This window comes from Halomonas sp. SH5A2, from assembly GCF_014263395.1.
Taxonomy (GTDB): Bacteria; Pseudomonadota; Gammaproteobacteria; order Pseudomonadales; family Halomonadaceae; genus Vreelandella.
This window is the reverse complement of the sequence record NZ_CP058321.1, coordinates 1,216,340-1,242,505: the sequence shown is the minus strand read 5'-3', so window position 1 is coordinate 1,242,505 and position 26,166 is coordinate 1,216,340. Positions and strand designations below refer to the sequence as shown.

Here is a 26,166-nt window from a genome sequence, read left to right as displayed (position 1 = left end):
CTCAAACATGCGGCAGCAGTTGGGCAAATCGGTCCAGGGCGACAAATTCCTCAAGCGCCTTTTCTGGCCGCTGGCTATCCGGCTGTTTAATCCCCAGCAAGTACTGGATGCCAAAGGTGCGGGCGCTGGCGAGGACGTGAGGATTGTCGTCAATGAATAAGGTGCGCGCGGGATCAAAAGGCTCCAGATGCTGTAGCGCGGACCAAAACGCCTGTTCCTCTTTCGCCGCGCCCACATCTTCCGAGGAAATGATGGCGTCCAGGTAGTTTTCCAACCCTGTCAACGGAAGTTTCAGCGCCAGACTCGCGCGGTCGGCGTTCGTTGCCAGCACGACGCGTGGATGGGCCTGCTTTAGCCAGGTCAAAAAATCCAGAGCGTCACCGCGCAGGCCGATCAGGTGCTGTACTTCGCGCTTGAGTGCCACGATATCGACGCCTAGTTCGCGGCTCCAATAGGCTAAGCTGTACCAGTTAAGCGTACCCTGCTCGCCGATAATACGGGCACGTATAATGTCCTGGGAGGCTTCATCCAACTGATGAAGTTCCATGTAGCGGCGTGGTAAATGCTCTAGCCAGAAGTGGCTGTCAAAGTGCAGGTCCAGCAGCGTACCGTCCATGTCCAGTAGCACGGTATCAATTTCACTCCACTCGATCATTGCCACTCCCATCGCGAAAGTTATAAGCGTGCTATTGTAGCCTAACTGCCGTTTACCAGCCACGGAGGCCCGATGTCCCAATACGATTCAACCACTGATCACACCTCGCCAGGCTACCTGAAAAGACCGCAGATCATGGCGCGCAACACCGTGGCGCAAAGTCGCTTGTTTCAGGTTGAAGCGCTGGACCTGCGCTTTTCAAACGGCGAGGAACGTCAGTTTGAACGCTTGACCGGCGCCGATAGAGGCGCGGTGATGATCGTCGCCATGCCCGACCCGGAACACGTGTTGTTGATTCGCGAATACGCAGCAGGCTTCGAGGATTACGTGCTGACGCTGCCCAAAGGGTTGGTGGATCCGGGCGAAGATATCGTCACCGCGGCGAATCGGGAGTTAATGGAAGAATGCGGTTTCGGCGCGCATCACCTTGAGCCACTTGCCGAGCTTTCCCTGGCGCCCAATTACATGCGCCACCGCATGCAAGTGCTGCTGGCAACTGACCTTTATCCCAAGCGTCTGCCGGGCGACGAGCCCGAGCCATTGATCGTGGAAACCCACGCGCTGGAAGAACTTCCCGCCTTGTTAATGCGAGATGATTTTCATGAAGCACGTGCAATAGCCGCGCTTTACATTGCCCGCGATAAACTGCGTGAAGATAAACGCAATAATGCGACGGATCTGCTGTGACACAGGACGACCCGCCGGTCGTCCCTGTATAGCGCTGTGCTTAAAGATGATTTTTCAGCGAAATCCAGCGCCGTTGGCGATGGCTATCAAGGCCGGCTTCCAGAAGTGACATGCTGCGCAGAGCATCGTCGATATCAACCGGCAATGGCGCTTCATCGAGAAGCGCGCTGGCGATACCCTGGTAATACGCTAGGTAGTCGCCATTCTGGGTAGGGTGTTCGTGGCTTACCAATGAGGCACTTTCCCCCTCGCCTTCCCGCAGCGTCAACGTGCCGTGCTGGGTATCTTCGCCCCACTTGGGGGTGGGCAACTCACCAGCTTTCAAGCGATCTTCCTGAGGGTCCAGGCCGTATTTAACGAAACTTCCCTGGGTGCCGTGAATGCGAAAGCGTGGCGTGGGTTCAGCTACCAGGGTGCCTGCCGCAAGCGTGACGCGAAACCCTTCATACTCAAGCAGGGCCAGGAAGTCATCATCGGCCTTGGCCCCATCACGCAGCGCGTCCAGTTCCAGCAAAATGGCGTTGGGCATGCCAAACAGTTCGCAGGCTTGATCCAGAAGATGCGGTCCCAGGTCATACCAGATACCGCCACCTGGGGTGGCTTTCTCCCGCCAGCGATCACGCACTTCAGGCCGGAAACGGTCAAAATGCGACTCAAACCCGGTCACGCGTCCCAGCGTACCCGCCTCAAGCAGCGACTTGACGGTCAAGAAATCACTATCCCAGCGACGGTTATGAAACACCGACACCATCCGCTCCTTGTCCGTCGCTAATGCTTTTAGCTGCTTGGCCTCAGAGAGCGTAACGGTAAAAGGTTTATCGACCACCACGTGCTTGCCTGCCGACAGCGCCGCCTTGGCAAGCGGAAAGTGGGTGTCATTGGGCGTGGGAATCACGATCAGGTCGATATCCTTGCGCTCGCATAACGCCACCGCTTTGCTTTCAACCTCGACATCGGGCAAATCGGCATGCACCTTTGCCGCATCGCTCGAGGAAACAGCGACCAGATCCAGACCTTCGGTCGCCTGAATCAGCGGGGCATGAAACGTTTTGCTGGCAAAACCGTAGCCGACGAGGCCCACATTAATACTCGACTTCATTGCATTCCTTACTGGTCAATCCAAGCGTTTATCGATTGTGGCATGAGCACCCCGCGCAAACCAGATGCTTAAACGATATCATAAGGCTACGAGTTCTCTTGACCCACCTGAGCGAGCCATGCCTTGAGTATCAGTGCGCGGGAATTTTATCGTAACGGACCGCCCCACCGCCAAGCGGGCGCCAGTAGCTTTGCGCTGATTCGTCGCCAGTTTGATTTTCGCTCTATCGAGATTGGTCGTTGGGTGACAACTACCGAGCGCGACCGCGCAGCGGAGCTCTTCCACGATGCGCTATGCGATTTAATGTTGATTTTGCAAGGACCTGAAGCATTGATCTCGCTACGCGGATCGCTCGCCTTGCAGTACGGTAGCGGCGGAAGGCCGGGCGTATCCGCTCACTACGACCCCAGCCAGCGCAGCTTTGCACTGGCCAAAAACGCGGGCCCCGGGAGTATCGCTCACGAGTGGTTTCATGCGTTCGATCATTACATTGTCACCAAGTGCTTTCGCGGTGCCCCCAGCGGCTTATTTGCCTCGACCGCCTGGCTTGCTGATGTCAAGCCGATTTCCCACCCGCTCAACGAACGGTTGATACACTGCTTTCAGGCCATTTTACTAGAGCCCGAAGGAGACCAGCCAAGCGAACTGTTCAGGCACTCGGCCCGGATGGATAAACAACTTGGCCAGCTTTACTACAGCCGACCCGAAGAGCTCTGCGCCCGCGCCTTCGAAGCCTTTGTACAGGACGCCACGATCACCAACCATTTTCTGGTCAAGGGCAGCAAGGCCTCGCCGGAAGCCGAAAAGGGGCTTTACCCCCAAGGCGAGCAGCGCGAACGTATCAACCGGCTATTTGGCGAGTATTTCTCGACATTAGGCACAGCGCTGCGACGAGAACACTAAGCCTCTGCACCATTCAGGCGCTTAAAGCCCCTGCGCGCCCCGCCGTAGCCAGTTATGCACAAAGGCCAGCTTATGACGCGCGTGCTCCGAGAGTACAAACGGATAAAGGTCCGATAACCCCATGGAGCGATTGATATGATTGACACCCACAGTCAGTGAGGCGGCAATGTGAATCAACTGGCCTGCGTCAGGCTCCGAGTACGGGTCCCAGCTGGCGCTGGGTATTTGCGGCGACGACAGGCCTGTGGCGACAAAACTGTCGGCAATATCGGTCAGGTGCAGCAAGTGTGCCGCCGTTTCGGCCCAGTCTTCATGGGGATGCGCTGACGCGTAACTGGTCAGGTAATGCTGCTTCCACTCCGGCGGTGGGCCATTTTCATAGTGGTAACGCAACGCGGCCGGATAATCGATCCGCTCGTCACCGAACATGGTCCGAAACTCATCCAGAAAATCCTCGCGCAGGCTCAACCGCCACCACAGCATATGGGCAATTTCATGGCGCATATGGCCAATCATGGTCCGGTAAGGTTCTTCCAGCGCTTCCCGGCGCGTCGTAACCAACACAGGGTCCATCTCAGCGACGCTGATGGTCACCACGCCTTGCGCATGCCCCATGGGAACAGGGGTAGGGCCTTCAGCCAGCAGATGGAACACAGGTGGTGCCCCTGGATCTTCCGGCCGGAACCAGTGCCAGCGCCCCAGGTTATCCAACACCCAACGTTTGGCCGCTTCTGTCTGCGCCCAGTTGGAGATGGCATCGGGGATGGAAGGATCAGGGGCCAGCGCCGTCATGGCGCAGGACCGGCAGAATGCACCCTCCTCTGGCGCTATCCAGTTGCAACCGATTCTTTCCCGATTGGCACAAAAGGGAGGCATCGGTACAAACGCCCGCGCCTGGGGATCATAGCCGACAGGAGTGCCGTCTGCAGTGCTGAGATTGTCGAACCAGAGATTCCCCGTTCCGACGGGATTGGCGAAAACACGCATAGGATGACGACTCCGAAATGAACATTAACGTCCATCTTGCGCGCCCAAGCCGCTCCCCCACAAGTGGCTGGGCATAAATAGCGGTTTATCCGCCTCTATGTAGAAAACTGATCATCTGGCAAGCCATCTATTGGTGGCTTTATCAGATATCTCAGTCAACCCGGGTGACGGGCTGCCGGTCAGGATCGATATGCCATGGCAGACCACGGCGGGTATTACGCTCCAGCTCAGCAATCACCTGGGCACCCAGCAATAAAATAATCGCGCCAATTTCAAGACTTAGCAGCACAATCACCAGTGTCGCCAAGGAGCCATAGACGGCATTGACCAAAGAGATATGAGTAAAATAGTAGACCAGCAACAGCCGCACACCTTCCCATAAAAGCGCTGCAACAAAACCACCAACCACTGCTCGCCTCAAAGCGATACGCACAACCGGCAGCACCTTGTAGATGGCACTGAATAACAGGAAAACACCGAAAAAACTGATCAGATTAAGCACCGGCTCGGAAAATCGAGCCAGCGGCAGTTCTCGTTCGAAGATTGCCAGCACCATCGTATTGAGCGAACTCGCCAGGGTCACGACCAGCGTTAACGCCATCAATCCGGCCCCAAGCACCAGCATGAAGGCATAAGGCAGCATCACGGACACCCAGGCACTGCGCTTGATATGTGGCGTCTCTGGCGCATGAAAAATAATCGCCAGCGCATCCTCGAGCATCCGAAACGCGAACGAGCTGAAGAGCAACATGATCGGAAAGCCGAAAATGCCAATCACATCGCGGGAGTCCAGTATGCCGCGTACAGCTTCCAGCAAAACCTCGGCATTGGCGGGCGTTAAATGGCGCGCCTGTAAAGCCAACACATTGAGAAGATGCTGCTCGTCTACCACTTGCGCTAACAGCACCACCAACAGGGCGAACAACGGCACGATGGACAGCAGGACGTTGTACCCCACTCCTCCAGCAAGCAGAATGCCGCGGTTCTTCAGAAAGTTGCACAATACTCGCCAGGCAAAGTGCATCAACCTGGGTAGCAGAAGAACGACAGCACTGAGTAATGTGCGATTTCGAGCCATTGGTTGCCATTCTCCTTGTACGCCAAGGCCATGATACGCCTATAGCGCTACCTACTTGCAAGGATGGCGGACAATTAGCGGTTAGTGTCTTGTCGTCTTTAAACAACTCAACAGCTGGTTTTTGAATTAATAATAAGCTCGCGCATCATTACTTCGAATTCACCCGCTGGTAATGGTTTATTGGCATAAAACCCTTGAAACTGATCGCATGACAGGGAGCGAAGGCAATTAAGCTGCTCTACCGTTTCAACACCTTCAGCAATCACCGTCAGGCTCAATGTCTTGCCTATTTCGATAATTGCCTCCGTCAGTTTTTGATTCTCAGCACAATCGGTCATGGCATATATGAATGAACCATCGACCTTAATCGAGTCGAGCGGAAAATCCTTCAACCTGGACAGGGAGGAATAACCGGTACCAAAATCATCAATTGCGACCTTGACTCCCATCTTTTTGAGTTCTTTCAGAATTTGCACTGTATGCTTGACGTCATACATCACCATGCTTTCTGTGATTTCCAATTCAAGTAGTTCAGGCGCCATGCCGGTTTCCCGCAATGCGGTATTGATATCGTCAATAAGACCTTTATCGAGGAATTGACGCGCAGAAAGATTCACTGCCATGCTCAATTCTGGAAGCCCTAAATTTTGCCAGGCAACATTCTGCCAACAAGCTGTCTTGAGCACCCAGCGGCCAATAGGAATGATGAGCCCGTTTTCTTCTGCCATGGGTATGAATTCCATAGGCGCCATCAATCCTAAATCAGGGTGTTGCCAGCGTAATAATGCTTCCATTCCCGTTACGTGGCCGTTCATGTCCTGCTTAGATTGGTAATAAACTTTAAACTCTTGATTTTGCAGAGCACTGCGCAGTCTTGATTCCAGCACAAAGCGTTCTACAGAATCTGTTTTCAATGCTTCGGAAGAGAACTGGACATTATTTTTTCCTTTCTCTTTGGCGTAATACATCGCAATGTCAGCACTTTTCAGCAGTGATTGCTCGTCCTCGCCGTCTCTAGGAAACAGGGCGACGCCAACACTCACTGTGATGTGGAGTTCCTGTCCCGCTAAAGTGAATGGCGCGCTGACTGTCGCAAGGATTTTTTCGGCGACAATTTCCGCTTGTCTTACTTCCTCAATTTCAGTAAGCAAGACCACAAATTCGTCTCCTCCCAGGCGTGCCACCACGTCGCTTTCACGCACAGTTGTACTGAGGCGCCGAGCCATTTCCTGAAGCAACTCATCGCCAGCGTCATGACCTAGTGAATCATTGATAATTTTGAAACGATCAAGATCAAGAAAGAGTAGCGCCAATTTTTTGTTGTAGCGCCGCGAATGATGCATACCTTGGGTTAGCAACTGGGTGAAGAAGGCGCGATTTGGCAAACCGGTGAGGCTGTCATGAAAGGCAAGGTATTCCACACGCTGAGCATGGGCGATACGTTGTTCCAAATTACGAACTTGTTCTCGCTGAAGCTTCCAGCTCAGTCGGCCAAGTAATGCTATAACAATAAGAAGAAGAAGGCTTGCCAGCATGGCACGCTGCAGATACGTCTGCTTGAGCTCCCGGGCGGCAGCCAAACCCTCAGCTTCTGAAATCCCAACGACGATGGCGAGAGGAAACTCAAACAGTTCCCTGACCACGGTATAACGCGGAATCTCATCCCACGAATTAACAGTTAACGTAGCCGACGTTTCAACGTCTCCGCTGTCGGCGAACATGGTTGCGTAGTCGACTTTATTATTCGCACTGATGTTATCGCCAGTACGTTTGATCCGGAAAATACCATCGGTACCCACTAAGGCCAGCACCCCCTGTTCGCCCAGTACATCTGGCTCATAGCTGCTGACAAAATAGCCAGCATGTATCGATACCGTCACGATAACGTCCGAGTCCATGTCGTCCACTTGTGCACGCCGACTGAAAAATAACTCCCAATTCCCAGAACCCTGATTGAACCAAGGCTCCCCCACCACCATTTCCTCGTTTTTTTGGGTAAAGCGATCGTCATCATGGGTCGCTATATGCGGATGGGCTAGATCGTCTGTGCTTGCGAGCACATTGCCCGAGGAATCGGCAACGCTCACCGTGAATAAAGACGCAGGCGGTAGCATGTTCCGTGCACGTAGTTCGTCCAGCACCGACGGTACAGACTTGCCATCGATACTGTAGAGAACCAGTTTGAGAGTAGTATCAATCTCACGCAGTGCCCGTACTATTTGCGCCTCATAGGTATCAGCGGTATCTGCAGCAAGCGCCGCTGCTGTACGTTCGGCTGACGCTTGCTCCCTGCCAACAAGATGAAGGGTTGTGGTCCAGATCACCACGAGTGCTATGACTGCAATACTGGTGAACAAAACTTGGGGTTGGATCAAACGATTTAGCCAACACTGAACCACACTTGTGTCTGAAGAATGCCCATAACGCTTCATTTCATTGTTGTTATTCAATCGACACCACCCTCAGTCTCTCATCAACGGTGCTCGAATCGAGATAGCCTATGGCCCGCGGTGACGCCGCTATAGTGTTTGCCATGTCGCTGTCGTCAGCAACCAGTGCCGGAGGCTGCCCACGCCCGGTGAAGATCAGCTTCGACCTATGTGCCTTGATCTGACTCGGCGTCATTTCCATGTAATAACGATAAAACTTGCTATATGCAGGTGAACTCTCCCGCTGGTCCACAGGCTCCACAACCGTACCATCGGAAAAGCGCTTCAACCTGCCCAAGTAAATATCTCTGAGCTCATCGCGTGACAAGGTCTCGGTTGGGTTTTGTGTCGAGACGACGACCACCACTTCAGCCAAGGCGGTGTTAACCCCCAGACAGAAGAGCAAGCCCCAAATACTGAATATCCGTCGCATGGCCACCCTTAAAACACAAAGTCGAGAGCGAGGCTGAAGAGGTTGACCGTACCGCCGGGCTCAAAATCCGGCTGGGTATTGACCAGGAAACCAGGAGACCCTGAATCCAGATTCATATGGTCGTATTGTGCTTTAAGTGCCATGTTCCGAGTAAAATCCCAACGAACTCCTAGTGACACGCTCTCCTGCCTAGGCTGGGATTCCAAACTGGACTGTAGGAACGCATCAAGTTCCTCGGTGCCAGGTTGTCCCAGACCGGGATTGGAGGGACTGTTATGAGTACGCTGTTGAGAGTAGGTCAAATACGGCGTGATGGTACCGAAGCGGTAGCCGCTGGTGACATACCAGCTGCGGGTGTCGGTAATCAAGCTTCTACTTTCCATCTGGGTCCACTCCCCCATCAAGAACCAGTCGCCCGCATCATAGCTTGCACCAAGAGTGAGCACCTCGAAACGTTTATCGTCGAGATTGTAGCGGTTGGCGATGGCGTTACCCTGGGGCCCGAACATCCGATAAATATCGAAGAGGGGATTAAACTCGTCGATGGACAGACGAAATTGGCTATAAGCTGCAAAAAAACTGGCCCCACCGTGTTCCAGCGTATTGTTGATTGTCAGCCCTTTCCTGGATCGGGCCTCGCCCTTGGACCAGCCGCCGGTTCCGTCGGCAAAGGTAAATGCCTTGTCGGCTTGGCCGTAAGTAGCCTGAACAGTATTGGTGAAATCATCGAAGCGGAACCGATAGGCAGCATCGATACCGTCAAGGTTGGAGACGGGTACGGTGCGATAAACTTCTTGGGGGGGGCGGACCCAGGGAATCGCGTATCCCACCTTGCGATACTCTGAATTCATGAAGCTCGGCAGCACCACACGACCGGCTCTTAAACTCAGCTCGGGAGTCATATCGAACTTGACGTTAGCCCACTCAATATCTGGCGTAAAGTGGCCATTATAGTCCTGCTCTACTATTACCTGCAGGACGCTGGACCATCGCAGCGTGAGATTAGCGGTAAGTTGCAATCCAAGACGACTATCGACCTCCGCACTCCACTCGTTCTTATACCCCGCGCCTTTGGGCACAAAAATATTGGGCGCGAGTGTTGCCTTATTTTCATCAGAATGGACCATGCCGAGCGTGCCAAAACCATCAAATGAGACACTGGGGGTATCGCCTGCCTGTGCGAATACCTGAGTCGCATAAAAGATCAATGCAACTGTCAGCACGCTTTTCCGCTTTTCCAAAATTCATCCTCGCCATTAAGGGTAGCCGTATCACAAAGGGTCTGGGTTCCACGAGCAACGTGGTCTGCCATCTCCTTAGCAACACCGCTATCCCTTATAACGCTTTATGCAATTTAGATAGGTATCGGCAATACTTAGGATTACTTTAAGGGAATTTAAGCCGCATAATCGAGAAGGCATCAAATGAGTGATCAAAGTGCCTGACACGGGTTTTCATCAAAAGCTAGATGCTGCGTCCCTGCGTCATAACATCTCCGTCAGTGCTAACCTTGCGCCAGCCAATGCACTGGTGGAACAGAAATTCCTCGCTATCAGCCATATATGCTTCTTACAGACAAAAAAAGCCCGCTGAAACTATGTCAGCGGGCTTTTTTAAAATTTTTGGCGGAGGAGGAGGGATTCGAACCCTCGAAGCCTTTCGACTTACACACTTTCCAGGCGTGCTCCTTCGACCACTCGGACACTCCTCCGCGTTGTTTGCTCTTTTGAGAACAGTGGTGCTTTTCCCAACAGAACGGCGCGTATTCTATGGGCTAAGCTGCCAAATAGCAAGCCATTTTCGGTTCAAGCCTCAGGAAGGACCACGTAGCTGCCGGTCGCTTCAAGACACAGCGTATTACCGCAATAGAGCTTTTGGTCCAGCGTAATGCGCCCTCTACCGCGTTCCTGAAGCCTGTCGGCGAGTGTTAACGGGCCTTGGGTGTCGTGGGGTCTACATACCATACGGTAATCGCCCGTCACCGGCGCATGAAAGCGCTGGCTGGCTTCGGCGACGACCACATCCTGCGCCCTGCCCTGCTCGCGCAGCCATAGCGTCACCCAGCACCAGCCCTGTAGTGTCGTTTGCGCGGTGAGCGCACCGCCAAAACCGGTACCTTTGTCATTCAGGCTGGGCTTTAGCGCCAGTTGCCAGGTAAGCGTGTCTCCTTGGCGATCCATCTGCATGATTCCCAGCGCGCCAACCATGGGAATCGCCTCACTCAGCCATTGCTGAAAGACAACAAGATCATCCGGTCCTTTGGTTAACGGTAGACGTGGGTACGCTACACCGGCTTCTCGGCTGGTGGCCATGGCTAACTCCAGCGTTCGACAAAGTCAACGGCTTGATGCTCAGGCAGCGGTTTGTGGCGACCTGCGGGCGTGCCCAGATAAATAAACGCAACCACCTCGTCGTCATCTTCCAGGCTCAATCCCTTGCGCACAACGGGGTCAAAGGCATACTTGCCGCTACGCCACATGGCACCCAACCCGAGCGCGTGAGCTGCCAGCAGAATACCGTGGGCCGCGCAGCCGGCAGAGATCACCTGCTCCATCTTGGGCACCTTGGGGATGTCCGGCGTTACCTTGGCGATCACGGCAATGATCATCGGCGCGCGCAGCGGTTTTTTGCGCGCCGAATCAAGCACACCATCCCCGGCATGCGGGTCTTCCTGAAACTCGGCCTCGGCGAACAGCTCACCCAGACGTTCGCGCCCTTCGCCGCTGAATTCGATAAACCGCCAGGGGCGCAGCTCTTTGTGGTCGGGGGCACGCAGCGCCGCCTGGTAGATAGCGCCAAGCTGCTCGGCATTGGGCGCAGGCTCGTTCAGCTTGCCCATGGAGCTACGTTCGTGCAGCAGCGTAAGTGCGTCCATGATGACTCCATCGATTCAATGAGGTGAGCGCTACTTTAGCGCAATTATTTATTGTCTTGCCAGGCGCAGCGGGCTGGGTGGTACAAGTCCCGGTGTCGCACGCCAGGGGCTGATATCCAACCCGCCGCGACGCACATAGCGCGCCAGCACCAATAGTTCAGTGGGTTTGGCGCGCTGCATCAGGTCGGTAAAAATATGCTCGACGCAATGCTCATGAAAGTCCTGATGCTGGCGATAGCCAATCAAATAGCGCAATAACCCCTCGCGCTCGATCTTCGGGCCTTTATAGCGAATCATCACGCTGCCCCAATCGGGCTGCCCGGTCACTGGGCAGTTGGATTTTAAAAGGTGCGAGTACAGCGTTTCTTCCACCACCTGATCCCCTGCCGTTAGATGGTCGGCGCTGGGTGTATAATCGCTTACCTCGATATCCAGCGCGTCCAGGCACTCTCCCGGCAGTTGCTGAGGCGCCAGGGCGTCAGCATCCACATCAAACAGCTCGACGCTAACCGGTGCATTCGCGGCAGCCGCTAAATCCTGGGTGAGCGTCGCGATGACAGCGTCGCGATTGGCAAAGCGGGTCTGGTTGAAGCTGTTGAGGTACAGCTTCCAGGATTTTGACTCAATTAGATTGGGTGAGTCCGCAGGCAGGCGAAAGCGGGCGACAGCCACCACCGGCTTGCCGCGCCCGTTCAGCCAGGAAACCTCAAACGCATGCCATTCGTCCTCGCCAACAAACGGCAGCTTGCCTTCAAAAATGCCCAACGGGGCTCGGTTGGCCGCGCGGGGAATCGGATACAAAAGGCCTGGGTCATAGGCTTCTGGATAGGCGGATTCACGCCCCAGGGGAGCCTCCATCAGCGTTTCGGGTCGATGCGACATGAATTAACTCCGGATTCCTTTACCGCGCTCCAACATGCGAAGCGCTACGACAAACAGCACGACAATGAAGCCCAGCACGGCAGCCAAGGCCCAGCCAACCGGGATATCCGACACCCCCAGGAAGCCATAGCGGAAGACATTCACCATGTACAGAATCGGGTTGAGCATCGACACGCCCTGCCAGAAATCAGGCAGCATGGAAATCGAGTAAAACACCCCACCCAGGTAGGTCAGCGGCGTGAGGATAAAGGTCGGCACAATGGAAATGTCGTCGAATTTATTGGCCAGCAGCGCGTTGATAAAGCCACCGATGGAAAACAGCGCCGACGTCAGTACCACTACCAGTACGGTCAGTAACGGATGCTCAACGGTCAGGCGAGTGAAAAACAGCGAAACGATGGTCACGATCAGCCCGACGCCAAGACCACGAGCCATACCGCCAAAAATGAAACCGGATAAAATGACCCAGTTTGGCATCGGCGAGACCATCATCTCCTCGATCGAACGCTGGAACTTGTTCGAGAAGAAGCTGGAGGCCACGTTGGAATAGCTGTTGGTAATCACCGACATCATGATCAGGCCGGGGACAATAAAGTCCATGTACGTGAATCCGTCCATCGCCCCAATGCGCGAGCCGATCAGATTACCAAAGATAATAAAGTACATAGCCATGGTGATAGAGGGCGGCAACAAGGTTTGTGGCCATATCCGCGTGAAGCGCTTGATCTCCTTGAGCACCAGCGTCCATAAGGCGATGAGCGTTTGGCTGGCATTCATACCCGCGCCTCCTGTGTTTGAGGCTGCTCTGCCCGTTGATCGATCGCATTCTGACTACCTTCCACCATCGACACGAACATCTCCTCCAGCCGGTTGGCGCGGTTACGCATGGAGACCACCTGCAAGCCCTGCTCAGTTAACGCACTGAACACATCGTTGAGCCGCTGGCCACGATGAATCACCAGCGATAGCTGCGAGGCTTCCAGCCGCTGGATATCAAACCCCTCCACCACGGGGGTATCGCTGACAGGGGCTGCAAGATCCAGCAGAAAGGTCTCCCGGCTCAGCTCGGTGAGCAACTCGCGCACGCTGGTGTTGCGGACAATTTCGCCGTGGTTAATGATCGCGATATTGCGGCACAGGCTCTCGGCCTCTTCCAGATAATGCGTCGTCAGAATGATCGTGGTGCCTTCGTCGCGGTTAATGCGCCGCATGTATTCCCACATGCTGCGGCGGAGCTCGATATCCACGCCCGCGGTCGGCTCGTCGAGGATCAGCAATTTAGGCCGGTGCATCAAGGCACGTGCAATCATCAAGCGGCGTTTCATGCCGCCGGAAAGCATTCTTGCGCTGCCATTGCGCTTATCCCACAGCCCCAGATCGTTCAGCAGCTGCTCGGCGCGGGGCAGCGCCTCACGACGCGTCATGCCGTAATAGCCCGCTTGCGCCAGCACGATATCGAGCACTTTTTCGAACTGGTTAAAATTAAACTCTTGGGGTACCACGCCGATCTGATATTTCGCTTTAGAGAAGTCTTTATCGATATCGATACCAAAGACCGACACCTTTCCCTGGGTTTTCTGCACCAGCGAACAGACCACGCCCAAGGTAGTCGACTTGCCTGCGCCATTGGGGCCCAAGAGCGCAAAAAAATCGCCCTGCTGGACGTCGAGATCAATACCTTTTAACGCTTGAAAGCCATTACCGTACTCTTTGGTAAGGCCACGTATCGACAATGCCGGTTCGGCCATAAACATGTCCTTTCAGCAAAAATAAGAACGTCATCACACAGATAAAAGTTAGATATTAGGGCGCAAACTATTTTTTCAAACAGTTCTATCCCAGAAGGCGATATAAACAAACAACGGGAGAGGAGAAACGTAGAGATGGGTGCGCTTGGAGCGGGAAAGGAGATTCGAACTCCCGACCCTCGCCTTGGCAAGGCGATGCTCTACCACTGAGCTATTCCCGCAACGCATAAGACAAGTACGAGATGGCGTCCCATAGGGGGTTCGAACCCCTGTTACCGCCGTGAAAGGGCGGTGTCCTGGACCACTAGACGAATGGGACACAGATATAGGCGTAAAAATTATTGGAGCGGGAAAGGAGATCGACCGGGCTGGCGTTCCAGCTCCCGACTCTTACCTAACCACATCCACTAACATTATTGGAGCGGGAAAGGAGATTCGAACTCCCGACCCTCGCCTTGGCAAGGCGATGCTCTACCACTGAGCTATTCCCGCTCTATAACACAACGCTTAACGCATTCTCGCTATCGGATTGGCGTCCCATAGGGGGTTCGAACCCCTGTTACCGCCGTGAAAGGGCGGTGTCCTGGACCACTAGACGAATGGGACGTTCTGGAGCGGGAAAGGAGATTCGAACTCCCGACCCTCGCCTTGGCAAGGCGATGCTCTACCGCTGAGCTATTCCCGCACTCCGATACCTTAACGATTGAGTTGGCGTCCCATAGGGGGTTCGAACCCCTGTTACCGCCGTGAAAGGGCGGTGTCCTGGACCACTAGACGAATGGGACGTCGCAATGCCTCGTCGAGGTGGCGCGTATGTTACTCAGCCCTTATTGAACTGTCAAGCACTCCCGCCCCAACCACCCTTCTCGACCCGACAATGCCACTTCCATCAACGCTGGCATATTGCCGCCTCAAAGTAGTGCACAAAGCGTGACGCGCCGCGCCAGTTAAGTGCATCGACCACCACTGTATCGGTAAGCGACTGCCGATAAACGCTGTAAAAATCTTTTATTTAAAATAAAATCGATTTTATGGCATGGCGATTGCTAACACCTTGGTGGGACAAATTTGATTTCTCGACCGCCAAGAGGTGACCCATGACCTTTACACGCCGCAAGTTCCTTACCACTGCCGCCGTATCTTCCACTGCCGGATTGGTATTGGGAGCACCCAACATTGCGCGAGCACAATCGACCGAAACCATCAACTGGCGCATGACCAATGCCTACGGACCCAACTCTCCCTTTTATGTCGAGGGACCTGGCAGCCCCACCGACGTCATCGAGAAGATCAACACCATGTCGGGTGGCCGCCTCAATATTCAGCACTTTGCGGCGGGGGAGCTGATCCCCGCGCTCGAAGGATTTGAAGCGGTACAGAGCGGCACCATCCAAATGAACGCGGCCAACAGCTATTTCTGGTCGGGCACAACGTTCGCCGCCCAGTATTTCACCACCGTGCCATTCGGCATGAGCTTTATGGGCCATATGGCCTGGCTTTACCACGGCGGTGGCCTCGAGCTTTGGCACGAGCTTTACGAACCGTATGGCATGGTCGCCTTCCCGCTGAATAATACCGGCGTACAAATGACCGGCTGGTTCCGCGAACCGATTGAAGACATCAGCCAGCTTGACGGCCTGCGCATGCGCGTTCCCGGCCTGGCCGGGAAGGTCTACTCGTCGCTCGGTGTTGATGCCCGCGTGTTACCGGGCGGTGAGATTTTCCCGGCGCTGGAACGCGGCGTGATCGACGCCGCCGAGTTTGTCGGTCCTTTCCAGGACCGCCGCATGGGGCTACAAGACGCTGCGAAATACTATTACACCACCGGCTGGCACGAACCCTCCACCACCGGCGAACTACTGATCTCCAAGTCGCACTGGGACAGCCTGCCGGCCGACCTGCAAATGATCGTACGCTCAGCGTGCATGGCCGCCTGTCTGGAAAGCCTGACCTGGTCGGAAGCCGTCAACGGCGAAGCCATGACCGATCTGGTCGATAATCACGGTGTTATTGCCAACCAACTGCCTGAATCGATCGTCAGTGCACTGCGCGAAGCCACGCTGGATACGCTCCAAACCGAGGCCAACGCCGACCCGGCAGTGCGCAAAATCCACGACAGCTACATGGCCTTTAAAGCTCAGCATGACCGTTGGGCAGGCGCCAGCGAGCGTGCTTGGCTAAGCGATATCATCGGAGTCTGATATGCGAGCGGTAAAAAAGGTAGTTAACTCCATCGAAGCGCTGGTCCGGCTATTTGGCCGGATCGCCGCCTGGACCTGTGTGTTGCTGGTAGCGTTGGTCTCCAGTGATGTCATCCTGCGTTACTTGTTCGACTTCGGTGCCCTGTGGCTGCAAGAGCTACAGTGGCACTTGATATCACCTATCGCCCTGTTCGGCATGGCGTATTTGCTGCTTAACGACGAACAGGTTCGGGTGGACGTGTTTTACGAGCACTTCCCGGTGGCCGTAAAACGCACACTCGAAGTATTGGGTGGACTCACGTTGTTGATCATGGGCTTTTACATCGCCTGGCTGACGCTTCCCTGGGTCGCACAATCGTTTGGCCGCGGCGAGGGGTCACCCAATCCTGGTGGCCTTCCCTACCGCTGGGTTTTGAAAGCGTTTATTCCCTTTGGCTTCACCCTGCTTGCGCTGCAAGGACTGGCTCATGCGCTGCGCAATGCGTTCGCACTCCCCGCACAAGGTGACTAACCGATGTCTTTAAATGAATGGCTGGCGATCGGCATGATCGGAGCCTTTTTCGTTATGCTGCTGATTGGTATTCCAGTGGCGATCAGCATTGCAACGACCGCTTTTGTCTTTGGGTTTATCGGCTTTGGGCCGATGCTGTTCAACCTGCTGCCGTCGCGAATCTACGGCGTGGTAACCAACTACACCTTCATGGCTATCCCGCTGTTCGTCTTTATGGGCGTAATGCTCGAAAAATCGAAACTCGCCGCCGAACTGATCGACGTGGTCGGCCACCTATTCGGCAATGTATCGGGTGGCATGGGTGTGGCGATTATTTTTGTCGGCGTGCTGCTTGGAGCGGCCACAGGTATCGTCGGGGCCACCATCGTGACGCTTGGCCTGCTCACTTTGCCGACGCTACTGCGCCGCGGCTACCCCAAGGCCCTGGCCAGCGGGATGATATGCGCCTCTGGCACACTCGGGCAGATTATCCCGCCCAGCCTGGTGCTCATTCTACTGGCAGAGATCCTGGGCGAGTCGGTGGGCACCATGTTCGCTGCCGCCATGATGCCGGGGTTAACCCTGGCAGCGGTTTACATTATTGCCATTCTTGCGCTTGCCGCCTGGAAACCGCATCTAATGCCCCCCATCCCTGCCGAAGAGCGGGCTCAAATGGGTAAAGCGCAATTGTTGCGCAAGGTGATACTGGTGGTGGGCCCGCCGGTAGGCTTGGTCGTTGCCGTGCTTGGCTCGATCATTGGTGGCATTGCCGCGCCCACTGAAGCCGCCGCCATGGGCGCACTGGGCGCGCTGGTGTTTGTCGCTTGCTCCGGGCGCCTTAGCCTTAACTTGCTCCACGAGGTCGCCAAGGCGACACTCATTATTTCGGCGATGGTGTTTTTCATCCTGATCAGCGCGCAGGTGTTTGGTCTGGCGTTTCGCGGCCTGGGCGGCGAGCATCTGGTCGCACGTATGTTCGAGTGGGTACCTGGCGGCGAGATAGGCGCGCTTCTGTTCATGCTGCTGCTGATGTTTGTGCTCGGCTTCTTTCTCGAGTGGATCGAGATCAGCTATATTGCCCTGCCGTTGTTCTTGCCATTTTTTATCCAGATGGGCGTCGACATGGTGTGGCTGGGCATTCTGGTGGGGCTGGTGCTGCAAACCTCGTTTTTAACACCACCCTTCGGCTGGTCACTGTTTTTCCTCAAAGGCGTCGCCCCCAAGGGCGTTACAACGCTGGATATCTACCTCGGCGTGCTACCGTTTATCGCTTTACAGTTTCTCGCCATTGCCATGGTGATATTATTTCCGGGCATCGCCACTTGGCTGCCCGCCGCCATTGGCTGGTAAGCCCCAGGCTCAATAATAAAAGGACAGCTTATGCTCCACACGCAACGTAGCTTCAGCGGCAGCTGTGTCGCTCCGCACCACCTCGCTGCCAGTGCCGGGCGGGATATACTCAAGCAGGGTGGCAACGCCGTGGAAGCCATGGTCGCTGCCGCTGCCACCATTGCCGTGGTCTATCCGCACATGAACGCCCTTGGCGGTGATGGTTTCTGGTTAATCCATGAGCCCGGCAAAGCACCAGTGGCCATTGATGCCTGCGGCCCGGCGGCGGGGTTGGCCAACGCAGACTTCTATGCCGGTGACACGCAGATTCCCGAACGTGGCCCTAAAGCAGCCCTCACCATGGGTGGGACGGTAAGCGGTTGGCAAGAAGCGCTAGCGGTTGCCGCCGACTGGGGAAAGCCTCTGGCGCTGACAACGCTGCTGGCCGATGCCATTGGCCATGCACAAAAAGGCGTCGCGGTTTCCAAGAGCCAGGAAACACTCACCGCCAAGCACCTCGAGCGGTTATCGCAAAGCCCGGGGTTCAGCGAGGCACTTCTGGTCGATGGCCAAGCGCCACGTGAAGGCGATCGGCTGCGCCAGCCGCGTTTAGCCGCGACGCTGGAACGACTGGCCACGGCTGGCCTGGATGATTTTTATCGCGGTGAGTTGGCAAAAAGCATGGCGAGCGACCTGGAAGCGCTAGGCAGCCCGCTGCGCTTGCAAGACTTCCACGACTATCGCGCCCAGCGCGTGACACCCCTGGAAGTAGGCCTCGCGGATGCCACCTTGTATAACTTGCCCGCCCCCACTCAAGGGGTGGCGTCGCTGATGATCCTGGCCATTTACGAGCGCATTAAAGCCGCCGAGCCCAACGGCTTTGATCACCTGCACGGTCTGATTGAAGCCACCAAGCGCGCCTTTATGCTACGTGATGAATACGTGACCGACCCGGCACGGGTCCCCACCTCCCTTCAAGGGTTACTCAGCGACGAACGCATTGCCGCTGAAACGGCCCAGATCGACCCATCCAAAGCGCTGCCCTGGCCCCACGAACCGGCGCCTGGTGATACCGTCCGGATGGGCGCGGTAGATAGCGAGGGCCGCGCGGTTAGCTTCATACAAAGCATCTATTGGGAGTTTGGTAGCGGCGTGGTGCTACCGGAAAGCGGCGTGCTGTGGCAGAACCGCGGTATCAGCTTCTCGCTTGACCCCGAAGCGCTGCGAGGACTGGCGCCTGGGCGCAAGCCTTTTCATACGCTTAACCCGGCGCTCGCCCGGTTTAACGACGGCCGCACCATGGTCTACGGCACCATGGGCGGTGAGGGTCAGCCCCAATCACAAGCCGCGGTCTTCTCGCGCTACGCATTTCACCACATGCCGTTGCAGCAGGCGGTTACCGCTCCTCGCTGGCTGCTGGGCCGTACATGGGGCGAATCCAGCATGAATTTAAAACTCGAGGATCGCTTCGACGACAAGCTGGTGGCAGCCCTCAAGGAGGCTGGGCACGATGTCGAAGTGCTCAACGAGCCGTTCAGCGACACCATGGGCCATGCGGGGGGTATCGTTCATCACCCTGGTGGGCTGATTGAAAGCGCTCATGATCCGCGTAGCAATGGTGGCGCGGCCAGCGTTTGACCGCAAGGCTGGCGATTTTGCCCAATATTGCGCATCCTGAACTCAGGCAAGCTAGGTACTGTCATTGGCGATACAGTCATTGACGATAGTGATACGCTAGCCTGAGTCAGGTAGCGGGAGAGGAGACCCCCATGGCAAAAATCGAAAAATCCCCGGATCAGTGGCGCGAACAACTCACGCCGGAGCAGTACCGCGTCACCCGCGAAAAAGGCACCGAGCGGCCGTTTACCGGGGACTACCAGGTCAGAGAAGTCCAAGGTATCTACCATTGCGTCTGCTGCCATGCCCCATTGTTCGAGAACGAACACAAGTTTGACGCGGGCTGCGGATGGCCAAGCTTTGACCGCCCGCTTGGCAAACACGGCGTCGAAGAGCACCAGGACGCTTCTCATGGCATGGTGCGCACCGAAGTGGTGTGTTCCCACTGTGATGCGCATCTGGGTCACGTTTTCCCCGACGGACCGCCCGAGAGCACCGGCTTACGCTACTGCATCAACTCGGTAGCCCTTGAGTTTCATCCCGACGAATAAATCCTGCCCATTGCGCCCGCCACTTGGCGGGCGCAATTATCTGAGCGCTCCCAGGCGTTAGAACTCATCCCATTGATCAGCAGTCTCCGTCGCCACGTCGCGTGCTTTAGGCGATGAAGAATGGCTGGGCAAAGCCTTGGTGGTTTTCTGAGTGGCTTGATTCAGCCTTTCAAGATGCGCACGCGCCGTTTTGATACTTTCTTCCTGAGCCCCTTCCAAGCGGAACGCATCCACCACGTTTGCCAGTTCGAAAGCTTCCAGTGACAGGTTATCCGCCGACGCGGCAATCGACTGCACCTTAGTGGCATTTTGCTGGGTAACGTTATCCATTTCGGCGATCGCCGAGTTGATCTCCCCAATCCCGCTACTCTGCTCACTGGACGCAGTGCTGATCGACTCCATCAGCTCGCTTACCTGGTTGACCTGGCGCATAACGGCGTCGATTGCTTTCTCGGCCTGCTCCACGGCGCTTCGTCCGCCGGTGACTTCCTGAGTGGTGCTGTCGATCATGCGACGAATTTCCTGGGCGGCTTCAGCGCTGCGTCCGGCAAGATTACGTACCTCGCTGGCCACAACCGCAAACCCTCGACCATGCTCACCAGCCCTCGCGGCTTCCACAGAGGCATTCAGGGCGAGAATGTTGGTCTGGAAAGCAATACCGTCGATCACGCTGATCATTTCGGTCATTTTTTCAGCACTTTGGGCAATCCGCTGCATACGTTCAACCAGCTGTTGCATCTGTTCGCTGGTTTGTTGGGTGCTGTGCGAATTCTGTACGGCCAATTCGCTCGCCTTGCGGGCATTGTCGGTATTCTGCTGAACGGTCGAGGTCATTTCTTCCATGCTCGAGGCCGTTTCCTGCAGCGAAGATGCCTGCTGCTCGGTGCGTGACGCCAATTCCTCGTTTTCAGCGGCAATCTGCTGAATCGCCGGCGTGACCACCGATACACGGTTTTCAACGTCACCCACGATACCTGACAGGCTGAAACGCATCGTGTCGAGCGAGTACAGCAGTTCGCCCAGCTCATCACCGGTTTGGCGACGCTCCCGGGCCGCCAGGTTGCCGGCAGCAATCTGGAAGGTCACATAACGCGCACCCGCCAGACTACGCATTACCGATTTCAGAATCAGCACGCTCAAACCGATCATGACCAACGCGCCCAGGCCCATTAGCACCAATTGGGCAATCAGCATCTGCTGGCGGCCTTGTTCCGCCTCTGCCAACATGTCCGCGGCGGTTGTGCGTTCATTTTCCACCAGTTGGCTGGCCTGCTCGCGCAGGGTGCGCGTGTTGGGCACCACAACATCGTTCAATGCTTCAAAAGCCCCGAAGCCGTTGCCATCGACAAGCGCCGTTGCCGCCTGTTCCACGCCACCACTCCAGCTGTCTAGCGCATTACCAAAGGACGCTAGCGCTTGATCGCCGGCGTCTTCATTGGCCTGATAGGCTTCCCAGCGGGCCTGCAAGTTATCCAATTGAACCGTCAGGGCTTCGGACAGCTCGTCGGCCTCCACGCTACGTGGATTTCGCACGGCAGGCTCGAGTTGCTCCAACACCTGACCCACGGTTTGTTCGATATGCTGCAAACTGGCGACGTTGTCCAACCCTGAGCGGCTAAGCGTCGTCAAACGCTCGCCAGACGCCATCAATCCATAGATACCTAGTCCGCCCGCCAATCCAAGCAACAGCACGGCGGCCAACACCATACCGATCAACTTGGCACGCAGGCTTGTGAATTTAAAGCGCGCGAAGATCCCGGTCAGCCCCTTCCGTCGAATCTCGCCGCGTACCAGGGTGTAATGCCTGGACTTGCCTTTCTCACGCATCTCGGCGTAGATCTTTTCCGCCTTGGACACGGCCTTGGGACTGGCCTTTCGGCGTACCGAGGTGTAACCCACGATACGGTCACCGTCGCGCAGTGGGGCAAGCGTGGCATGCACCCAATAATGATCACCGTTTTTACGGCGGTTCTTGACCAGACCCTGCCAAGTAGTGCCTGCCTGGAGGGTTTTCCATAAATCCGCAAAGGCCGCTTCGGGCATATCCGGGTGTCGAATTATGTTATGCGGAGCGCCAATCAACTCATCACGAGAGTAACCGCTCACTTCAACAAACGTCGGGTTCGCGTAGGTCACATTCCCTTTCAAATCCGAGCGCGATATCAGCACGGTCTCTTCCGTTAACGGATATTCTTGCTGCGTGACGGGTTGGTTGTTGCGCATAGTGATCCCTGTGAAGAATGTATTTTTTGAAAAGCTGATTATGCTTATCGACCGCTCACGCAAAAACTGAATAGCTGGCCACACAGAAAAAAGCGCTACCTGGGTAGATAGCGCTTGATGAAAAGTGCGTTATTGAATGTTGAAAGATAGACCGCTATGCCGGTCTAATAATTAGCCGTCTAGCGTTACTTGAAGACGACCTTGGCCACGTCACGATAACGATTGGCAAAGTGCACCGTCATGCCTTCTCTGAGGTAATCGGGCAGCTCTTCATAATCACGCCGGTTCGCCTCTGGCAGAATGACTTCAAAGATGTCACTGCGGCGAGCCGCAATCACTTTTTCGCGAATCCCGCCCACGGGCAGCACCTGGCCGGTGAGTGTCAACTCACCCGTCATGGCCAAAGGACGATCAATGGCCTGATGTCTCGCTAGAGACAGCAGCGCCGTGGTCATGCTGACCCCCGCCGAGGGGCCATCCTTGGGCGTGGCGCCCTCCGGCACATGCAAATGCACAAAGGCAGAGTCAAAAAAGTCGCTATCGGCGCCGTATTCCTGCAGATGACCCAGCGTATAGCTGTAGGCGATGTTGGCAGACTCCTGCATGACATCGCCAAGTTTGCCGGTAAGCTTGAAGCCACGATCCAGAGAATGAACCTTGCCCGCCTCAATGGGTAAGGTGGCACCGCCCATCGCTGTCCAGGCAAGCCCGGTAACCACGCCCTCGCCTTTGAGGACTTTTTCCTTGCGGAAAATGGGCGCACCCAGGAATTCCTCGAGGTTCTTCACCGACACCTTGACGGTTTCGACGTCATCTTCCAGCAGTTTGACAGCCGCCTTGCGCACGATCCGGTGCAGCTGTTTTTCCAGTTGACGCACCCCTGCTTCCCGGGCGTAACCCTCAATCACTTGCTTGAGCGCGGCGTCACTGAGCTGAATACGCTTCTTGGGCAGGTTGTCGCGCTTAAGCAGCTTGGGCCAGAGGTGGTGCTTGGCAATCGCCAGCTTTTCCTCGGCGATGTAGCCCGACAGGCGAATCTGTTCCATGCGATCCAACAGCGCACTCGGTATGGAATCCAGGGTATTGGCCGTACACACAAACAGCACCTTGGAGAGGTCCATACGGACATCCAAATAGTGGTCGAGGAAATCGACGTTCTGCTCCGGGTCGAGCACCTCGAGCAGTGCCGATGCCGGATCCCCCTGGAAGGACTGGCCCAGCTTGTCGATTTCATCCAGCATGATCACCGGATTCTCGACTTCGACTTCCTTGAACGCCTGAATCAGCTTGCCGGGCATCGCGCCGACATAGGTACGGCGGTGCCCCTTGATCTCGGCTTCATCGCGCATGCCGCCGACGGAAAAGCGATAGAACTGACGGCCCAGCGCTTCGGCAATCGAGCGCCCGACAGAGGTTTTACCCACGCCGGGTGGGCCTACCAGCAGCAGGATCGAGCCGCCAACATCGCCCTTGAAGGACCCTTCGGCGAGGAATTCGACAATCCGTTCCTTGACGTCTTTCAAGCCGTCGTGGTCACGATCCAGCACTTGCCTGGCATGATTCAGATCCAACTGGTCCGGACTGGTCACGCCCCACGGCAGCGACGTCAGCCAGTCCAGATAATTGCGTGTCGTGCCGTACTCAGGCGAGCCGGTTTCCAGAACGCTGAGCTTGTCCAGCTCATCGTCAATCCGCGATTGGACCCGCTCCGGCACCACCAGCGACTCCAGACGAGCGCGGAAAGTATCCACATCGTTTTCGCGGTCGTCCTTGGAAATGCCCAGCTCGCGCTGAATCACCTTTAACTGCTCGCGCAGGAAAAACTCCCGCTGGCGCTCCTGCATCTGCGCATTGACCTGCTCGCTGATTTCGCTTTGCAGCTGAGCGACGTCAATTTCCTTGCGCAGCAGTGGCAGCACCTTTTGCATCCGCTCAGCGACGTCTAGCGTCGACAGCACATCCTGGAGCTCCGGCCCCTTGGCCGAGGTAATCGCCGCGGCGAAGTCGGTCAGCGGACCGGGTTCGTGCGGACTAAAGCGGTTCAGGTAGTGCTTGAGCTCTTCGCCGTACAGCGGATTAATGGGTAGCAGTTCCTTGATCCCATTAATGATGGCCATCGCATAGGCGCGGGTTTCTTCGTTTTCTGCATCCACCGGCTCTTTCGGGTAGCTCACCTCAACCAGGTAAGGCGGCGTGCTCGAAAGCCAACGCTGTATCTTGAAGCGCTGGACACCCCGGGCAATAAATTGGATCTGCTGATCCTCGCCCTTCATCTTGTGGACTTTGACCGCCGTCCCGATGGTCGGAAAGCCCTCGCTGTCCAGGGCGTCGATACCCTGCTCGCCCACATAGGCAACCCCCACGGTCTGGTGCGGGGTATTGCCCACCCGGCGCATGGTTTCTTCCCAGCGCTCACGGTTGATGACCAGGGGCTGCACCTGGGCGGGAAAGAAGGGCCGATTATGGATCGGTAGTAGGTAAATACGCTCGGGAAGCATGTCACTGGCGGGCACCATTGAGTTGACACGCTCACCGTCTGATCGGAATTGGTCGTCCTCACCCTGCGAGGTCGAGTCGTTGTCGTCCTGCACGTTAAAGTGGTCGTCTCGGTCAAATTCCTGGTCGCTCATGCACCCTCCAATCAACACCTGCCGGTGGCGATTGCCGCTCGGCTTTGTGATGAAAATGCGGGCACATCAGACAAACTTCAACCGTTGACGATCAGGGCCATAGATTGGGCATGGGACGACCATTGACGCGCCACTGGCCCCGCACCACGTCGAAAGCCAGCTCCTGGGTACCCAATGGTAGCCCCAACCAGAGGGCCGCGACGGTCGGCGCATCGTGCCAGGTAAAGTCCCCGTCGATACGCTCACGCCAGCGCGCCAGCTCTTCAGGCTCATCAAGCTTGGCGACATCCAGTTCATCCAATTTACGGTTATCAAAAAATAGCGCGCCATCGGCATCCAACCGAATCCCCAGCAGCGGACTGTCGACAGCGATGGTCGAGACATCCAGCCGCGGTGAGTCGCTTAACAGCTGACGCAAATCAGGCTGCAAGCGCGTCAGGGTCCCTTCACCCAGGGGCAAGCGGGCATCTCCCCAGGCGGCCTCCTGACGTAGCTGACGAATGGCATCGCGCACCGCATCGGCGTTGATCCGCGAGAGCTCCATTTCCATATGGCCGTTTTGCAGCAACGGTGTTTCCGGGGCTTCGGAAGGCACCCTGACCTCGCCGATATGCAGCTCGCCTTTCAGGCGCAGCTCCTGCTCGTCGAGCATCATCCGACTACTGACATCAAGCGGCGCTATTTGCACATCAAAAGCAGGGTAAGACAGCGCCACGTTATCGATATGCAGAGAATCGTACTGAGTAAAGTGGTAGGCGTCTTCGGTGTAAGTGTAGCGGCTCTCCAACGACGATGGCCCGACACGCAACTCCGCCGGCCCATCGGTAATGGTCAGTTGATCCATCATCGCCCGTAGCCGCCAATCGCCGTAAACGCCCTCTAGCCGCAGCCGACCACCGCGCACCGTCAACTCCCTGCCATTTTGCTGGATAACGAAGGGAGCAAGCGCCAGACGCAGGTCACTGTGCCCGCTCAATGTATGGTAGGTGCCTTGCCAACGCGGCACGGAAGGCGCAGAGACCTCCCCCAACGCTTGCTGGAGGACGGTATCGAGGCGGGGTAAAAGCGTGCCTTCCACATCGGTGCTTAAAATACCGTGGCGGGCGGTATAGCTAAGCTCCAAACGCCAGGGACGCCCGAGCAAAGGCGAAAGAATCAGTCGACCTTGCGAACTTAACCACCCCTGATCGCTTTCGGTACGCGTCACCCGCCACTCACCACGGGCGGCCAGATCATCCAGCGCCTGACGCAGGCTGCGTTCAAATAACACGCTGGAAAGCAGCTGTGCCGCTACCCATAGCACGGCTATGACCGCCAGAACGGGGACAATCAAACGTTCCTTGCGCATG

At 56.1% G+C, this 26,166-nt stretch carries 22 protein-coding genes and 7 tRNA genes; 7 read left to right on the top strand and 22 right to left on the bottom strand.

Annotated elements, in window-relative coordinates; all coding sequences use genetic code 11:
• Nucleotide 1 precedes the first annotated feature (1 nt).
• Nucleotides 2-655, bottom strand: a complete 654-nt coding sequence (gene yrfG, locus HXW73_RS05800; RefSeq protein WP_186255308.1) for a GMP/IMP nucleotidase — start codon at nucleotides 653-655, stop codon at nucleotides 2-4.
• Between the two features lie 72 nt (nucleotides 656-727).
• On the opposite strand from yrfG, the gene nudE reads away from it, so the two are divergent.
• Nucleotides 728-1,342, top strand: a complete 615-nt coding sequence (gene nudE / locus HXW73_RS05795; RefSeq protein WP_186255307.1) for an ADP compounds hydrolase NudE — start codon at nucleotides 728-730, stop codon at nucleotides 1,340-1,342.
• A 40-nt stretch (nucleotides 1,343-1,382) separates the two neighbouring features.
• Here nudE and HXW73_RS05790 read toward each other — a convergent pair whose 3' ends face one another.
• Nucleotides 1,383-2,441, bottom strand: coding sequence for an oxidoreductase (locus tag HXW73_RS05790; RefSeq protein WP_186255306.1), 1,059 nt, complete (start codon nucleotides 2,439-2,441; stop codon nucleotides 1,383-1,385).
• Nucleotides 2,442-2,564: 123 nt separating this feature from the next.
• Here HXW73_RS05790 and HXW73_RS05785 point away from each other — a divergent pair, with 123 nt between their 5' ends.
• Complete coding sequence (locus tag HXW73_RS05785) at nucleotides 2,565-3,344, top strand: CLCA_X family protein (protein WP_186255305.1); 780 nt, start codon at nucleotides 2,565-2,567, stop codon at nucleotides 3,342-3,344.
• Nucleotides 3,345-3,365: 21 nt separating this feature from the next.
• Here HXW73_RS05785 and HXW73_RS05780 read toward each other — a convergent pair whose 3' ends face one another.
• The 17 genes from HXW73_RS05780 to HXW73_RS05700 form a co-directional block, all read right to left on the bottom strand.
• On the bottom strand, nucleotides 3,366-4,331 hold the full coding sequence (locus tag HXW73_RS05780) for a zinc-binding metallopeptidase family protein (RefSeq protein ID WP_186255304.1): 966 nt from the start codon (nucleotides 4,329-4,331) through the stop codon (nucleotides 3,366-3,368).
• A 151-nt stretch (nucleotides 4,332-4,482) separates the two neighbouring features.
• The gene (locus tag HXW73_RS05775; RefSeq protein ID WP_186255303.1) at nucleotides 4,483-5,409 is read right to left on the bottom strand and encodes a YihY/virulence factor BrkB family protein; all 927 of its coding nucleotides are present in this window, start codon (nucleotides 5,407-5,409) and stop codon (nucleotides 4,483-4,485) included.
• Nucleotides 5,410-5,516: 107 nt separating this feature from the next.
• A complete protein-coding gene (locus tag HXW73_RS05770; protein ID WP_222105029.1) occupies nucleotides 5,517-7,859 on the bottom strand; it encodes a bifunctional diguanylate cyclase/phosphodiesterase in 2,343 nt (780 codons plus the stop codon).
• Complete coding sequence (locus HXW73_RS05765; RefSeq protein ID WP_186255302.1) at nucleotides 7,852-8,271, bottom strand: phosphate ABC transporter substrate-binding protein; 420 nt, start codon at nucleotides 8,269-8,271, stop codon at nucleotides 7,852-7,854. The genes HXW73_RS05770 and HXW73_RS05765 overlap by 8 nt, the downstream gene beginning before the upstream one ends.
• 8 nt (nucleotides 8,272-8,279) lie before the next feature.
• Entirely contained in the window at nucleotides 8,280-9,512 is a 1,233-nt protein-coding gene (locus tag HXW73_RS05760) for a porin (RefSeq protein WP_186255301.1), read from the bottom strand.
• Nucleotides 9,513-9,894: 382 nt separating this feature from the next.
• Nucleotides 9,895-9,982: transfer RNA gene (locus HXW73_RS05755), tRNA-Ser, on the bottom strand.
• A 94-nt stretch (nucleotides 9,983-10,076) separates the two neighbouring features.
• Nucleotides 10,077-10,583, bottom strand: a complete 507-nt coding sequence (locus HXW73_RS05750) for a YiiD C-terminal domain-containing protein (RefSeq protein WP_186255300.1) — start codon at nucleotides 10,581-10,583, stop codon at nucleotides 10,077-10,079.
• Between the two features lie 2 nt (nucleotides 10,584-10,585).
• Nucleotides 10,586-11,146 carry a nitroreductase family protein gene (locus tag HXW73_RS05745; RefSeq protein ID WP_186255299.1) on the bottom strand — a complete coding sequence of 187 codons (561 nt, stop codon included), beginning with the start codon at nucleotides 11,144-11,146 and terminating at the stop codon, nucleotides 10,586-10,588.
• Nucleotides 11,147-11,194: 48 nt separating this feature from the next.
• A complete protein-coding gene (gene queF, locus HXW73_RS05740) occupies nucleotides 11,195-12,028 on the bottom strand; it encodes an NADPH-dependent 7-cyano-7-deazaguanine reductase QueF (protein WP_186255298.1) in 834 nt (277 codons plus the stop codon).
• A 3-nt stretch (nucleotides 12,029-12,031) separates the two neighbouring features.
• Nucleotides 12,032-12,805, bottom strand: a complete 774-nt coding sequence (locus HXW73_RS05735) for an ABC transporter permease (protein ID WP_186255297.1) — start codon at nucleotides 12,803-12,805, stop codon at nucleotides 12,032-12,034.
• A complete protein-coding gene (locus HXW73_RS05730; RefSeq protein WP_186255296.1) occupies nucleotides 12,802-13,776 on the bottom strand; it encodes an ABC transporter ATP-binding protein in 975 nt (324 codons plus the stop codon). Before HXW73_RS05730 ends, HXW73_RS05735 begins: the two co-directional genes overlap by 4 nt.
• 146 nt (nucleotides 13,777-13,922) lie before the next feature.
• A tRNA-Gly gene (locus HXW73_RS05725) sits at nucleotides 13,923-13,997 on the bottom strand.
• A 22-nt stretch (nucleotides 13,998-14,019) separates the two neighbouring features.
• A tRNA-Glu gene (locus HXW73_RS05720) sits at nucleotides 14,020-14,095 on the bottom strand.
• A 98-nt stretch (nucleotides 14,096-14,193) separates the two neighbouring features.
• Nucleotides 14,194-14,268: transfer RNA gene (locus HXW73_RS05715), tRNA-Gly, on the bottom strand.
• Between the two features lie 38 nt (nucleotides 14,269-14,306).
• Nucleotides 14,307-14,382, bottom strand: a tRNA-Glu gene (locus tag HXW73_RS05710).
• 4 nt (nucleotides 14,383-14,386) lie between these two features.
• A tRNA-Gly gene (locus tag HXW73_RS05705) sits at nucleotides 14,387-14,461 on the bottom strand.
• Between the two features lie 24 nt (nucleotides 14,462-14,485).
• Nucleotides 14,486-14,561, bottom strand: a tRNA-Glu gene (locus HXW73_RS05700).
• Nucleotides 14,562-14,873: 312 nt separating this feature from the next.
• On the opposite strand from HXW73_RS05700, the gene HXW73_RS05695 reads away from it, so the two are divergent.
• From HXW73_RS05695 to msrB, 5 genes are all read left to right on the top strand, one after another.
• Complete coding sequence (locus HXW73_RS05695; protein WP_186255295.1) at nucleotides 14,874-15,977, top strand: TRAP transporter substrate-binding protein; 1,104 nt, start codon at nucleotides 14,874-14,876, stop codon at nucleotides 15,975-15,977.
• A 1-nt stretch (nucleotide 15,978) separates the two neighbouring features.
• The gene (locus tag HXW73_RS05690) at nucleotides 15,979-16,488 is read left to right on the top strand and encodes a TRAP transporter small permease subunit (RefSeq protein WP_186255294.1); all 510 of its coding nucleotides are present in this window, start codon (nucleotides 15,979-15,981) and stop codon (nucleotides 16,486-16,488) included.
• Between the two features lie 3 nt (nucleotides 16,489-16,491).
• On the top strand, nucleotides 16,492-17,817 hold the full coding sequence (locus HXW73_RS05685; RefSeq protein ID WP_186255293.1) for a TRAP transporter large permease: 1,326 nt from the start codon (nucleotides 16,492-16,494) through the stop codon (nucleotides 17,815-17,817).
• Between the two features lie 30 nt (nucleotides 17,818-17,847).
• Nucleotides 17,848-19,434 carry a gamma-glutamyltransferase family protein gene (locus tag HXW73_RS05680; RefSeq protein WP_186255292.1) on the top strand — a complete coding sequence of 529 codons (1,587 nt, stop codon included), beginning with the start codon at nucleotides 17,848-17,850 and terminating at the stop codon, nucleotides 19,432-19,434.
• 131 nt (nucleotides 19,435-19,565) lie between these two features.
• Complete coding sequence (gene msrB / locus HXW73_RS05675; RefSeq protein ID WP_186255291.1) at nucleotides 19,566-19,964, top strand: peptide-methionine (R)-S-oxide reductase MsrB; 399 nt, start codon at nucleotides 19,566-19,568, stop codon at nucleotides 19,962-19,964.
• Nucleotides 19,965-20,021: 57 nt separating this feature from the next.
• Here msrB and HXW73_RS05670 read toward each other — a convergent pair whose 3' ends face one another.
• From HXW73_RS05670 to HXW73_RS05660, 3 genes are all read right to left on the bottom strand, one after another.
• Entirely contained in the window at nucleotides 20,022-22,187 is a 2,166-nt protein-coding gene (locus HXW73_RS05670; RefSeq protein ID WP_186255290.1) for a methyl-accepting chemotaxis protein, read from the bottom strand.
• 185 nt (nucleotides 22,188-22,372) lie between these two features.
• The gene (gene lon, locus HXW73_RS05665) at nucleotides 22,373-24,817 is read right to left on the bottom strand and encodes an endopeptidase La (protein ID WP_186255289.1); all 2,445 of its coding nucleotides are present in this window, start codon (nucleotides 24,815-24,817) and stop codon (nucleotides 22,373-22,375) included.
• A gap of 91 nt (nucleotides 24,818-24,908) precedes the next feature.
• On the bottom strand, nucleotides 24,909-26,165 hold the full coding sequence (locus HXW73_RS05660; RefSeq protein ID WP_186255288.1) for a DUF945 family protein: 1,257 nt from the start codon (nucleotides 26,163-26,165) through the stop codon (nucleotides 24,909-24,911).
• Between the last annotated feature and the right edge of the window lies 1 nt (nucleotide 26,166).